This window comes from Burkholderia sp. WAC0059 (assembly GCF_002870125.1).
GTDB lineage: Bacteria > Pseudomonadota > Gammaproteobacteria > Burkholderiales > Burkholderiaceae > Paraburkholderia.
This window is the reverse complement of sequence record NZ_PNEO01000002.1, coordinates 291,553-303,179: the sequence shown is the minus strand read 5'-3', so window position 1 is coordinate 303,179 and position 11,627 is coordinate 291,553. Positions and strand designations below refer to the sequence as shown.

Sequence of the window (11,627 nt, the reverse complement as noted above, 5' to 3'; positions counted from 1 at the left end):
ACCGCGAATGTCGGGTACGCACCTTGCTGACGCTGTCCTACTGCCCCGTAGCGAGACGAAGATGCCCGATGCGACGAAGACGATCGAGACGCCAGGCGTCGTCGAAACGGATCTTCCCGCACGCCTCGACCGCCTGCCGTGGGGCCGCTTTCACGTATTGATCGTAGTGGCGCTCGGCGTGACCTGGCTGCTCGACGGTCTCGAGGTTACGCTGGCCGGCGCGGTCGCGAGCGCGTTGAAGACGAGCCCGATGCTGCATTTCGACAACGCGCAAGTCGGTCTGGCCGGCAGCGCTTACATCGCCGGCGCAGTGATGGGCGCGCTCGGCTTCGGCTGGCTGACGGACCGGCTGGGCCGCCGCAAGTTGTTCTTCGTCACGCTCTCGGTCTATCTTCTTGCCACGGCCGCCACCGCGCTGTCGTGGAATTTCGCCGCGTTTTTCGTCTTCCGTCTGCTGACCGGCGCCGGGATCGGCGGGGAATACGCGGCGATCAATTCGACGATCCAGGAGTTCACGCCGGCGCGCGTGCGCGGCTGGACGGACCTGAGCATCAACGGCACGTTCTGGGTCGGCGCGGGCATCGGCGCGGCCGGCTCGCTCGTCCTGCTGGACCCTCGCCTGCTTCCGCCGGACTGGGGCTGGCGCGCGTGCTTTCTCATCGGCGCCCTGCTGGCGCTCGCAATACTGCCAATGCGTGCATGGATACCGGAAAGCCCCCGCTGGCTGCTGATGCGCGGCCGGCACGACGAGGCGCGCGCGATCGTCGAAGGCATCGAGACGCGTTTTCGCGATGCCGGACACACGCTCGCGGCGCCCGCCGGGCAGCGGCTGCGCCTGCGCGTGCAAAGTCACACGGCGCTGCGCAAGGTGTTCCACGCGGTGTTCGTGCTGCATCGGCGTCGCGCATTCGTCGGCCTGTCGCTGATGACGGCGCAAGCCTTTTTCTACAATGCGATTTTCTTCACCTATGCCCTCGTGCTCACCGAGTTTTACCGCGTGCCCGGCAACACGGTGGGCCTGTACCTGCTGCCGTTCGCGCTCGGCAATTTTCTCGGTCCGATCGCGCTCGGCCGGCTGTTCGACGTGCTCGGCCGCCGCGCGATGATCGCCGCGACCTACGCGCTGTCGGGCCTGCTGCTGACGGGAAGCGGCTATCTGTTCGAACAGGGCGCTCTCACGGCCACGATGCAGACGATCGCGTGGATGGTGATCTTCTTCTTTGCCTCGGCCGCGGCAAGCTCCGCCTATCTGACCGTCAGCGAATCCTTTCCGCTCGAAATCCGCGCGCTCGCCATCGCGATCTTTTACGCGTTCGGGACGGCGCTCGGCGGGATCGCCGGTCCGGCCTTTTTCGGCCGATTGATCGACACGCATCTTCGCGGGGCGGTTTTCTCGGGGTATCTCGTCGGGTCGGCCCTGATGCTCGGCGCGGCGCTGATCGCCGCGATCTGGGGGATGGACGCGGAGCGCAAGCCGCTCGAGCAGGTGGCCACCCCGCTCTCCGCCGTCTCCGACGACCATTCGACCGGCTAATTCTCAACCATGCACCGTGACGCTCAGGGCAGAACCGGCCCTTCCTGCGAACCCCGCCCGTAACGCTTGCCACGACGTTAGCCGTCTGCGCTCACGATGCCTGATCGCCGGGTCCGCGCGCAGGCGGGCTCGACGCCCTCGCCGTCCCGGCTGCCGGGTCGGAGCCCGTCGTCGGATCGCCCGCGCGCTCCGCGACGGAGTCGACCGTCGCGAAGACCCGCCAGGCGAGATCTTCGAGCAACGGAGGGGAATCGCGAAAGTGCGAGCCGCTTACTGGCGCGTCATCCCCGGCGTTTCTCCCTCGTCGCTTCGGCAGGCGGCAAGGTATCGCCTTCCTCGAGCGGCGCGCCCGCTGCCCGGCGCTTGCCCGACTGCTCGACTACCGGTTCCGGCGGCGCTGCCTCGCCCTCGCCCTCGGCATTGAATTGCGCCTCGGCGCGATGCCAGTATTCGTCGGCGCGGCCCTCGGGCGCGCCGGCGTCCTGCCAGAGCCGATAGGCGCGCTGGCGGATGAGATGTTCCTTCTGTTCGTCCATATGATTCTCCTTGCCGATCGGTTGACCTGATCCGACGACCGCGTTGCCAAATGGCATCGACGGCCGGCCCCGCGCGTGGTTCGAAACGTTGCGCTGCCTATCCGTCTATCCGTCGCGCATGCCGGGGCGATGCGCGCCGACGTCCCGTCCTCGTCGGTGTTCCTCAGCGTCGCCTTGCACCGAACAGAAGACTGGCGACGAAGAGGACGACGAAGATAAAGAAAAGAATCTTGGCGATGCTTGCCGCGCCTGCCGCGATGCCGCCGAACCCGAAGACGGCCGCGATCACGGCGATGATGAAAAACACGATTGCGTAGTGAAGCATTTATTGTCCCCTGTCTGAATGGCCGCGCTACACGCGCGGAAAACGCAAAGTACGCGCCAGGGCGAGTCGCATGGATTCTGCTTTTCGTTCCCGTTTCTCATGGGAAGGACCACGCGGGCGCCGACCGGACGTTCGCATTGCGCGTGCCTTGCGCCATTTCTACGTAGGGGTAAGGGCTTGCCGCGAGGACGGCACGGCAGCCGCAAGACCGGGAACGGACGAAGGCCACGGCGCCTGGCCGGCAAAAGGCGAGACTTGATTCAAGCTTTACACGTAATCGCTACAAGCTGCGAGGCGACATCCGGCGCGATACGTTTTACTGCACCAGCAATTCTTTCGATGACTAACCAATTAGCCGTTACCCTGGCTTCGATCGACGTCGGGATAGCGCTCGCGGCGCCGCGAAATGCAAGTGCATGGCGTCGTGGCGCGCGTCGCGCGGCGCATGGGGGAAACGGTAACCCGTCGAGGACCGGCGCACCCTATGGCGTGGGCGCGCGTGGGCCGGTGGCGCCCTGTCGTCGCGCACGTGCTCCGCATTCGCTAAATCGCGCGCGAACGTGCAACCGCGTGGCCTCGAAGAGGGGCATGCGTCGGCGTCATGTCCGCGTTGAAAGCGGGGGCTGTCCGGCGCGCGTCCGGCCGCTCGCCAGACGGGGCTCGATGCGCCAATAGCGTTCGACGCGTGCGACATCGGTCGGGAGGGACCCGAACGCGCGGATCTGGCTCGGATACGCATGGACGGCGCGCCATTTGAGCGCCGCAGTTTGCAGCGGCTGCCCTCCGCCGATCGCATCCGCGCTCAGCGCGCTCGCGCCCAGCCGCGCCTCTTCGAGCCGCGCGAAGCCCGCGGCGAGCACGCCCGGCATCGCGCGATAAATGGCGTCTTCGTAGGCAATGTAGTGCGCGAGGCGGTGCGTGTGCAGTAGCCGTCGACAGGCGGCGCCCACGAGTTCGTGGTCGGAATGCCAGAGACCGAGCGGACATACGGGCCAATACGCGTCGAGACGCGCGAACTGTTCCGCCAGCGCTTCGGCGACGGCTTCGACGCCGGGCGTCGCGCCGTATTGCGCATCGAGGAAATCGAGCCACAGCGGTCGGGCGCCGCAAAGCGCCAGCGCGCGCCTGTCTTCCCGCCATCGCGCGCGCATCGCCTCGCGCGAATCGGCAAAGCCGCCGGCTTTGTCCCAGGGCATGCGCATCGGCACGGCCGGTTCGCCCGCGAACACGGTACAGACGATCGAACCGGGGCACCGCGCAAGCAGGTCGGCACAACCGAGCACCGCGTCGTCCAGATGCGGCGAAACCACGATCAGACGGGGCGGGCGGCGCCGCCCGGACAACGCGCCGTCGTCGCGCGTGCCGGAAACGCAGGGATGCAGCATGCAGCCTCCTCGCCGGAATCGTGAACGGATTGCCGCACGCAAGCGGCACGCCCGGCCTGTGCCGTCCAGACACGCCGTTTTCGGCGCCTGACCTGTCGCTTCTCCGACGCGGCGCGCGTCTTCGCCGGCACGATGCAGTCGGCCCGCGTCCGGCGCATGACCTCGACGCACGCGACGTCGCCGTGCACGATCGCGTCGTACACGCGCCACGCGAGGTGTTTCGGATAGTGCCAACCGAAGGTTCCATCGCCAGGCACCAGGCGCCAGGACCGGGAATTTCCCTTGCCTTCCGTCGCGAGTACGAACCGTTCGTTTGCCGCAATCCGTTGCTCCGGCACCGCGAAGCAGGCATCGTGCTTGCGGCTCCAATTTATCGTCAATGGTTGCAAACGGTCGCAAACGGTCGCCGCATTCCGAACATCCTGGCGTCGTCGGTGTGCCACTGGCCACATCGACTACCGCGTCCGTGCCCACGGGGAAGCCGGTCCCCACCCACCCGGGAGTCGTTCATGCAGCAAGCCACCCGCCGTCGCCCAGGCAGGAGCGAAACGATCGTTGCGCTGATCTGCGCAGCCCTGATCACGATCACCCTGGCCGTCTCCTATATGAAGCACTGGTCGCGCAGCCCGGCCGACGCAGGCATTTGCCCGGGCAACTCCGCGCAATGGCGGCAGAGCGCGCTCCAGGGCAAGATCGACGGGACCGACGCTCCCGCTTTCAGGAGCAAGTCGTTCGTCGTTCAACCCGGCGTCCATTGGGACGACGACAGCCGCCGGTGGGTCGTGCCGTTCCGGACACCCGACCAGCCCGCCGGAGACAGGAACTTCACTGCGCTGATCGATTGCAACGGGTCCGTCTACGCGACAGGCGGCGGAAAACCATGAGCGTTCCGCTTTCCTCGCCATTGCCGGAAGGCGTGCCTCGTGCGTCCTTCGCCAATACCGTCCCGTTGCGATGCCCGCCCATGCCGGCCCCCCTCATTGCCGACGTTTTCGCCGAAACGAAGCTCGATGCCCTGCTCGAGCCCGTCGCGCTTCCCGTCGACGCCCGTTCGATTGCGGACGCGGTCCGTGCGCTCGTTGCGGCGTGGCCCGAGTTGCCGCCGCCAGGCGCCGGCGCGACGCTCGAACGCTGGAGACGGCTGGCCATGCTCGCGGGCCGCGACCTGTCGCTCGCGAAAATTTACGAGGCGCACGCCGACGCGCTGGCCATCCTCGCTGAGCTGGACGCTGGACGGCTGGCCGAACTCGACGGACGTGGGGCTGTCTGGGCCGTCTGGGCGGCGCGTGGACCGGACGGCGAGCCGCTCGCCGCGCGCCTCGAAGGCGAACGCGCGACGCTGAGCGGCACGAAGGCGTGGTGTTCGGGCGCGCCGTTCACCACTCACGCCCTCGTGACCTGCCTCGACGCCGACGGCGGCGAGCGTCTCGCCGCGCTGCCGCTCGACCAGCCCGGCGTCACGGTGAGCTCGCGCGGCTGGGAGGCCGTCGGGATGCAGGCCACGCTAAGCGTCGAGGTGAGGCTGACCGGGGCGCGCGCCACGCTCGTGGGCGAGCCCGGCGACTACGTGCGCCGGCCCGGCTTCTGGCACGGCGCCGCCGGCATTGCAGCGTGCTGGTACGGCGCGGCAGCGGCGCTCGCCGCGAGACTGCGGGACACGTCGGTCCGGCGCGACGAGGCGGCTAAGGCCGCCGAGGGCCGGCTTGCCGACCGCCCCGGCGCGGCATCGGCCGAAGCCGCCCGGACAGACGCCCGTGCGTATCTGCGCGCCCATCTCGGCGCGACGGACGCGGCGCTCGCCGGCGCCCGCGCGCTGCTGCACGAAACCGCGCGCGAAATCGATGCCGCGCCGCGCGCGGACGCGCAGCGTCTCGCCCTGCGCGTTCGCGCGGCAACCGAGGCCGCTGCGGAGGTGACGCTGCGCGCCTGCGGTCGCGGGCTCGGCGCCGCGCCGCTGTGCCGCGACCGCTGGTTCGCGCGCATGGCGGCGGATCTGCCCGTATTCGTGCGCCAGAGTCATGCCGAAAGCGATCTCGCCGCCCTGGGCGCGATCCACGCGTCGAACCCAGACGACTGGAGCCTGTAGGCGATGTTCGCGGCCCCCTCCCCCGCCGACCTGTCCGGCTGTCCCGAACCCGATGCCGAGCGCGTTGCGGCCCGTTTCGACGCCTGCTTCGCGACCCAGGCCGACCCCTGGCGCTACCGCACGAGTTGGTACGAGGCGCGCAAGCGCGCCCTGCTGCTGGCCGCGCTGCCGAAACCGCACTTTCGCTCGGCGTTCGAGCCGGGCTGCGCAAACGGCGAGCTTTCCGCGGCCCTGGCGCCGCGCTGCGAGCGCCTGCTATGCGCTGACTTCGCACCCCATGCGCTCGCGGCCGCGCGTCGCCGGCTCGCGCCGTTTCCTCACGTGCGCGTCGAAGCGCGCACGCTGCCGCGCGACTGGCCCGACGGCCGGTTCGATCTCGTGATCGTGAGCGAGATCGCGTATTACCTCGACGCCGTCCATTGCGCCGCGCTCGCCCGCCGCGCCTGCGCCGCACTCGAGGCGGACGGCGTGCTCGCCTGCTGCCACTGGCGCCATGGCGCGAGCGACTTTCGCCTCGACTGTGCCGGCGTGCATGCCGCGTTCGTCGCCCTGGCGCGATCCGCTGCGCTGCGGCAGGTCATCCATGCGGAAGACGCCGACTTCATGCTCGACGTCTGGAGCGCCGACCCGCTCACGGTCGCGCAGCGGGAGCGCCGCGCATGATCGGCATCGGCATTCCCGCGCATAACGAAGCGGCGCTGCTCGGCCGCTGCCTGCAGTCCGTGCGGCGCTGCGCGGCGCATTGCGCACTGGCGGGAGAAGCCGTCGTCGTCGTGGTCGCGCTCGATTCGTGCACGGACTCAAGCGCGGCCGTTTGTGCGGCGCACGGCGTCGAGACGATCGCCGTCGACGTGCGCAACGTCGGCATCGCGCGGGCTACCGCTGCCGCGCATCTATTGCAGCGTGGCGCGCGCTGGATCGCCTGCACCGACGCGGACAGCATGGTCGCGCCCGACTGGCTCGCCGTCCAGCTCGCGTGGGAGGCCGACGCCGTTTGCGGGACCGTGTGCGTCGACGACTGGCGAGACTGGCCGTCCGCCACGCGGGCCGCGTTCGAGCGCGGCTATCACGATGCGGATCGCCACCGTCACGTGCATGGCGCAAACCTCGGCGTCAGTGCCGCCGCCTATGTGCGCGCGGGCGGCTTCCCGCCGCTCGCATGTTCGGAGGACGTCGCGCTCGTCGACGCGCTCGTTTCCACGGGATCGAACGTTGTATGGAGCGCCGCACTGCGCGTCGTGACGAGCGGCCGGCGCGTGGCGCGCGCGCGGGGCGGTTTCGCGGCGACGCTGGCCCAGCTCGCGTGAGCGGGCGCGCCGGCGGCCTTTCGCCGGGGAGCTATGTCGTGCGCTGGCGGCGACCTCCGTGCCGATCGCGGATACGTCGCGATCACAGGCCGCGGGCCGTATTGCCGCCAGGCGGAGAGGCAGCGCATGGAACGCGTTGCGCGACCGATGCGGATCGCGCCGGCGGGCATCCGGTTTGCGTGCGAATACAAGGCGAAGTCCGCCGCGTATCCGGTATCGACAGGGCGTCGACCGGCTGTCGAAACGCGCGGCGGACGCTGCCCTTCCCCGACTTTCAATGGAGTCAGACAGATGAAGAACAACTCACTCGCAGGACGCAAGGTGGCGGTATTGGCCGTCGACGGTTTCGAGCAGGCCGAACTGGTGGACCCGAGGCAGGCGTTGACCGACGCCGGCGCCGTGGTGCACGTGGTATCCGCAAAGCCCGGCAAGATTCAGGGGTTCAGGCACTTGAGCAAAGGCAGCCAGGTCGACGTGGACGCGACGTTCGACGACGTCAGTCCCGACGACTACGACGCAGTCGTGCTGCCCGGCGGCGTCGTGAACGGCGACGCGATCCGCCTGATCCCGCAGGCGAAGGCGTTCGTGCGAGCGGTCGACGGCGCGGGCAAGCCCGTCGCCGTCATCTGCCATGGCGGATGGCTGCCGATCTCGGCGGGCATCGTGTCGGGCCATACGATGACGAGCTGGCCGAGCCTGCAGGACGACATCCGCAATGCGGGCGGCACCTGGGTCGACGAGCAGGTGGTCGAGGACGGCAACTTCATCACGAGCCGCAAGCCGGACGATCTCCCCGCCTTCAACAAGACGCTGATCACGCGTCTGGCTACGCTCGATCCGGCCGCCGCCTGACGCGGCGCCGCACGGCCACGCGATGTGCGGGGCACAGCGTTTGCGGCGGCTGCAGGGCCTGGCCGGCCGTGCGTGGCCCTGTCGAAAGGAACCAGCAAGTCCACTTTTTTCGAGGAAAGAAGATGACCCTGATACGTGAAATCATGTCGCGCGACGTCGTGCTCGTCGCGCCCGAGACGTCGATCGGGTACGCCGCCGAACTCATGCGGCGCCATGACGTCGGTGCGCTTCCCGTGTACGACGGCGAGGCGATTGTGGGAATGTTGACCGATCGCGACCTTGCCGTTCGGGCGCTCACGGGGCGGTACTCTCCTCGGGAGCCAGTCTCGCAGGTCGCGACCTCGGGGGTGGAATGGTGCTACGACGACGAGGACGTCGATGTCGTCCAGCGTCGCATGGGCGAGGCGCAGATCAGGCGCGTGCCTGTGGTCGACCGCACACACGCGATGGTTGGCACGCTCTCGATCGGCGATCTCGCGACGCGCGGCGACGGCGCGCAGCGCGGACGACTCGCGAACACGCTCGAAGACATTTCGCAACGGCGCATCGGCGATGCCGGTCTGGCCGGAAATTAATCAAGGATGCCGAAGGATACCGGACATCGGACGAAAACCGCTGGTGTATGCGCCGGCATCGGCGCCGGAAGAGCATGCGCCCGTCTGTCCCGGAACGTCGTTTCCCGGGATGCGCCGGAATGTATTACGGACCGTGCATTGCCCGACGCGGCGCGGCCAGACAGGAGGCGTGACCCATGAAACCTGCAATCGCTGCACTCGGCTTCGCGCTCGTTTGCGCCGCCCCGCTCCATGCCCAGACCGAAGCCGCCTCGACGACGGCCGCCAATGCGCTGCCTGCCGTCGACCGCGAGTTCGTGCAGGCGGCCTCGTCGGGGTCGTCGACCGAAATCGACGCCTCGAAGCTGGCGATGCGCAACACCGAAAACAAGGACGTGCGCGCATTCGCGCGTCACATGGTGATCGACCACACGAAGCTCGCAATAGCGCTGAAGCTCGCGGCGCCTCACGGCGTGACGGTACCGAAGGACAACTCCGACACGTCGATTCTCGATTCGCTGCGTCCGCTCAGGGGCAAGGCTTTCGATCAGGCCTATGCGCAGAAGATCGGTCTGGACGGGCATCGGCAGGCGATTCACGAATTTCAGAAGGAAATCACGGACGGCCAGAACGATTCGCTCACGAACGCTGCGCAAAAGGCGCTGCCGACCATCGAGGCGCACTACCGCATGGCCCAGTCGCTGGCGCAGGAAGTCGGCGTGCAACAGCAATAGGGCTCGTGCCCGTTTCCCGTCGACCGGAGCCGGGGCCATGACGACCCGCCAGCATTCTTCCTCGCGACGAAAAGGCGGCCGGCCGGCGCGTCAACGGCACGCGCAGGCCGGCGCGGGAAAGCGCGGCGCGCCGCCGTCCGGCCGGTGGTCGCAACGGGTGACCGAGTCGAGCGACGCGATGGATCTCGAATCGGGCGTCTTCAAGTCGAGCGACCCCGAAGCCATTGCGCGTGCCCTGAAGCAGTCCGCACTGCGCAGCCGCCGGCGCAAGGGCACGCCGCTTCAGTCGGCGATGTCGATGCTGAACTCCTACATCAATCGGGCCGGCCGGAACCTGCCGAAGTCTCGTCGCGATTCGCTGCAGAAGGCGAAGGGCAAGCTCCGCGAAGCGTTTGGCCGAAAGCCCTGAGCGAGCTTCCCGGGGCGCTCATGAAAGCGCAAGAGGAAGCGGGCGCGGCGCCGGCCTGCCGCGCCCGCTCACTCACTCACTCACTCACTCACTCACTCACGTCTTCTTGCCTGGCAGTACGTTCGCCATGACCTGACGCGCCGTGTTCGCGATGATGCTTCCTTCCGCGGGGTCGCCTTCCATCAGCGTGCGAGCAAAGTGGCGGGCCTGGTCGAGCGTGATGTGCGGCGGCAACGGCGGCACCTCCGGATCGGTCTTCACCTCGATCACGACGGGACGCGCCGCCGCCAGCGCTTCTTCCCAGGCATCGCCGAGCTGCCCGGCATCGTCCACGTAAAGGCCCGCGAGTCCGAGCAATTCCGCGAAGCGGTGATACGGCACGTCGGGAATGCGCTGCGACGCTTCGAATTTCGGATCGCCTTCCATCACGCGCTGTTCCCAGGTGACCTGGTTCAGATCCTCGTTGTTGAGCACGGCGCAGATCCAGCGGGGGTCGCCCCATTCCTTCCAGTATTTCGCCACGGTGATGAGTTCGGCCATGTTGTTCATCTGCATCGCGCCGTCGCCGACGAGCGCGATCACCGGCCGGCGCGGATGCGCGAACTTCGCGGCGATCGCGTAGGGCACGGCCGCGCCCATCGAGGCCAGCCCGCCCGAAAGCGAGCACATCATGCCGCGCCGGATCTTGAGGTCGCGCGCGTACCAGTTCGCGCACGACCCCGAATCGCTCGTGACGATCGCGTCGTCGGGCAGGCGCGGCGACAGCTCCGTGAAGATGCGTTGCGGGTTCACGCGTCCGCCTGTCGGCGCGTGCGCACGTTCGCCGAGCACGCGTTGCCAACTCTCGTTCGCGCGGACGATGCGCTCGCGCCAGCTATGGGCGTCCTTCTGTTCCAGCAGCGGCAGCAGCGCGCGCAGCGTGGCCGCGCTGTCGCCGACGAGGCTCACTTCCATCGGGTAGCGCAGGCTGAGCATCCCGGCGTCGATGTCGATCTGCACGCCGCGCGCGTGGCCCTCCTTCGGCAGAAATTCGGCATAGGGAAAGCCCGAGCCGACCATCAGCAGCGTGTCGCACGCGGACATCATGTCGTCCGTGGGCTTGGTGCCGAGCATGCCGATCGAACCCGTGACCCAGGGCAGGTCGTCGGGCACGGCGGCCTTGCCGAGCAGCGCCTTGGCGACGCCCGCGCCCAGCCGCTCGGCCACGGCGACGACTTCGTCGGTCGCGTGCAGGGCCCCGGCCCCGACCAGCATCGCCACGCGCTGGCCGGCATTGAGCACGGCGGCCGCGCGCGCCAGGTCCTCGCTGCGGGGCACCACTTCGGGCGCGGTGTAGCCGACGCCCGAGTGCGCGGTGCCGTGCTTGCGCGCCGGCGGCGCGTATTCGAGTTCCTGGAGGTCGTTGGGCAGGATGATCGCCGTGACCGTCCGGCGCGAGAGCGCGATGCGCACGGCGCGATCCACGAGGTGACGCACCTGGGCCGGCACGCTCGCCTGCTGGACGAAGTCGCCCGCCACGTCCTTGAACAGGGCGGCGAGGTCGAGCTCCTGCTGATAATGCGCGCCGAGCGCCGCGCGCGCCTGTTGTCCGACGATGGCGAGCACGGGCATGTGATCGAGACGCGCATCGTAGAGCCCCGTGAGCAGATGGGACGCGCCGGGCCCCGAAGTCGCGATGCATACGCCCAGCTCGCCCGTGAACTTCGCATGCGCACTTGCCATGAATGCCGCCATTTCCTCGTGGCGGGCCTGCACGAAGGCGATCTTGCCGCCGCCGCGCTGCAAGGCGCCGAACATGCCGTTGATGCCGTCGCCCGGATAACCGAACATGCGCCGCACGCCCCATTGATGAAGCCGCTCGACAATGAAATCGCCTACTGTGGTCGCCATGGTGTTCTCCCGCGG

General features: G+C 68.5%; 14 protein-coding genes. 9 read left to right on the top strand and 5 right to left on the bottom strand.

Annotated features, from left to right (window positions below):
- Positions 1–61: 61 nt before the first annotated feature.
- Positions 62–1,534 carry an MFS transporter gene (locus tag CY652_RS03315; RefSeq protein ID WP_102129256.1) on the top strand — a complete coding sequence of 491 codons (1,473 nt, stop codon included), beginning with the start codon at positions 62–64 and terminating at the stop codon, positions 1,532–1,534.
- Between the two features lie 281 nt (positions 1,535–1,815).
- On the opposite strand, the gene CY652_RS03310 is transcribed toward CY652_RS03315, so the two are convergent.
- The 4 genes from CY652_RS03310 to CY652_RS03295 form a co-directional block, all read right to left on the bottom strand.
- Positions 1,816–2,070, bottom strand: a complete 255-nt coding sequence (locus CY652_RS03310) for a DUF2934 domain-containing protein (RefSeq protein WP_102129255.1) — start codon at positions 2,068–2,070, stop codon at positions 1,816–1,818.
- Between the two features lie 163 nt (positions 2,071–2,233).
- Positions 2,234–2,395, bottom strand: coding sequence for a DUF1328 domain-containing protein (locus tag CY652_RS03305; RefSeq protein ID WP_102129254.1), 162 nt, complete (start codon positions 2,393–2,395; stop codon positions 2,234–2,236).
- A gap of 599 nt (positions 2,396–2,994) precedes the next feature.
- The gene (locus CY652_RS03300) at positions 2,995–3,780 is read right to left on the bottom strand and encodes a PIG-L deacetylase family protein (protein ID WP_102129253.1); all 786 of its coding nucleotides are present in this window, start codon (positions 3,778–3,780) and stop codon (positions 2,995–2,997) included.
- Positions 3,708–4,232, bottom strand: a complete 525-nt coding sequence (locus CY652_RS03295; protein WP_146010015.1) for a hypothetical protein — start codon at positions 4,230–4,232, stop codon at positions 3,708–3,710. Before CY652_RS03295 ends, CY652_RS03300 begins: the two co-directional genes overlap by 73 nt.
- Positions 4,233–4,289: 57 nt before the next feature.
- On the opposite strand from CY652_RS03295, the gene CY652_RS03290 reads away from it, so the two are divergent.
- From CY652_RS03290 to CY652_RS03255, 8 genes are all read left to right on the top strand, one after another.
- The gene (locus tag CY652_RS03290) at positions 4,290–4,664 is read left to right on the top strand and encodes a hypothetical protein (RefSeq protein ID WP_102129251.1); all 375 of its coding nucleotides are present in this window, start codon (positions 4,290–4,292) and stop codon (positions 4,662–4,664) included.
- A gap of 80 nt (positions 4,665–4,744) precedes the next feature.
- Positions 4,745–5,866 carry an acyl-CoA dehydrogenase family protein gene (locus tag CY652_RS03285; protein WP_258002173.1) on the top strand — a complete coding sequence of 374 codons (1,122 nt, stop codon included), beginning with the start codon at positions 4,745–4,747 and terminating at the stop codon, positions 5,864–5,866.
- Positions 5,867–5,869: 3 nt separating this feature from the next.
- Positions 5,870–6,529, top strand: coding sequence for an SAM-dependent methyltransferase (locus tag CY652_RS03280; RefSeq protein ID WP_102129250.1), 660 nt, complete (start codon positions 5,870–5,872; stop codon positions 6,527–6,529).
- Positions 6,526–7,173: a glycosyltransferase gene (locus CY652_RS03275; protein ID WP_102129249.1), complete on the top strand. Its 648-nt coding sequence runs from the start codon at positions 6,526–6,528 to the stop codon at positions 7,171–7,173. The genes CY652_RS03280 and CY652_RS03275 overlap by 4 nt, the downstream gene beginning before the upstream one ends.
- Before the next feature lie 291 nt (positions 7,174–7,464).
- Positions 7,465–8,025, top strand: a complete 561-nt coding sequence (locus CY652_RS03270) for a type 1 glutamine amidotransferase domain-containing protein (RefSeq protein ID WP_258002172.1) — start codon at positions 7,465–7,467, stop codon at positions 8,023–8,025.
- A gap of 122 nt (positions 8,026–8,147) precedes the next feature.
- Complete coding sequence (locus CY652_RS03265; protein ID WP_102129248.1) at positions 8,148–8,600, top strand: CBS domain-containing protein; 453 nt, start codon at positions 8,148–8,150, stop codon at positions 8,598–8,600.
- 176 nt (positions 8,601–8,776) lie between these two features.
- On the top strand, positions 8,777–9,313 hold the full coding sequence (locus tag CY652_RS03260; RefSeq protein ID WP_102129247.1) for a DUF4142 domain-containing protein: 537 nt from the start codon (positions 8,777–8,779) through the stop codon (positions 9,311–9,313).
- A gap of 37 nt (positions 9,314–9,350) precedes the next feature.
- Positions 9,351–9,722 (top strand): DUF3175 domain-containing protein, encoded by a 372-nt coding sequence (locus tag CY652_RS03255; RefSeq protein ID WP_102129246.1) that lies wholly within the window; start codon positions 9,351–9,353, stop codon positions 9,720–9,722.
- Positions 9,723–9,818: 96 nt separating this feature from the next.
- Here CY652_RS03255 and CY652_RS03250 read toward each other — a convergent pair whose 3' ends face one another.
- A complete protein-coding gene (locus CY652_RS03250) occupies positions 9,819–11,612 on the bottom strand; it encodes a thiamine pyrophosphate-requiring protein (RefSeq protein ID WP_102129245.1) in 1,794 nt (597 codons plus the stop codon).
- Positions 11,613–11,627: the final 15 nt, after the last annotated feature.

What these genes read in the sequence shown, in the direction of transcription:
- CY652_RS03315 (WP_102129256.1), top strand. Translation starts at nt 62, where the DNA reads ATGCCCGATGCGACGAAGACGATCGAGACGCCAGGCGTCGTCGAAACG.
- CY652_RS03305 (WP_102129254.1), bottom strand. Translation starts at nt 2,395, where the DNA reads ATGCTTCACTACGCAATCGTGTTTTTCATCATCGCCGTGATCGCGGCC.
- CY652_RS03280 (WP_102129250.1), top strand. Translation starts at nt 5,870, where the DNA reads ATGTTCGCGGCCCCCTCCCCCGCCGACCTGTCCGGCTGTCCCGAACCC.
- CY652_RS03275 (WP_102129249.1), top strand. Translation starts at nt 6,526, where the DNA reads ATGATCGGCATCGGCATTCCCGCGCATAACGAAGCGGCGCTGCTCGGC.
- CY652_RS03265 (WP_102129248.1), top strand. Translation starts at nt 8,148, where the DNA reads ATGACCCTGATACGTGAAATCATGTCGCGCGACGTCGTGCTCGTCGCG.
- CY652_RS03260 (WP_102129247.1), top strand. Translation starts at nt 8,777, where the DNA reads ATGAAACCTGCAATCGCTGCACTCGGCTTCGCGCTCGTTTGCGCCGCC.
- CY652_RS03300 (WP_102129253.1), bottom strand. Translation starts at nt 3,780, where the DNA reads ATGCTGCATCCCTGCGTTTCCGGCACGCGCGACGACGGCGCGTTGTCC.
- CY652_RS03290 (WP_102129251.1), top strand. Translation starts at nt 4,290, where the DNA reads ATGCAGCAAGCCACCCGCCGTCGCCCAGGCAGGAGCGAAACGATCGTT.
- CY652_RS03250 (WP_102129245.1), bottom strand. Translation starts at nt 11,612, where the DNA reads ATGGCGACCACAGTAGGCGATTTCATTGTCGAGCGGCTTCATCAATGG.
- CY652_RS03310 (WP_102129255.1), bottom strand. Translation starts at nt 2,070, where the DNA reads ATGGACGAACAGAAGGAACATCTCATCCGCCAGCGCGCCTATCGGCTC.
- CY652_RS03295 (WP_146010015.1), bottom strand. Translation starts at nt 4,232, where the DNA reads ATGTGGCCAGTGGCACACCGACGACGCCAGGATGTTCGGAATGCGGCG.
- CY652_RS03270 (WP_258002172.1), top strand. Translation starts at nt 7,465, where the DNA reads ATGAAGAACAACTCACTCGCAGGACGCAAGGTGGCGGTATTGGCCGTC.
- CY652_RS03285 (WP_258002173.1), top strand. Translation starts at nt 4,745, where the DNA reads ATGCCGGCCCCCCTCATTGCCGACGTTTTCGCCGAAACGAAGCTCGAT.
- CY652_RS03255 (WP_102129246.1), top strand. Translation starts at nt 9,351, where the DNA reads ATGACGACCCGCCAGCATTCTTCCTCGCGACGAAAAGGCGGCCGGCCG.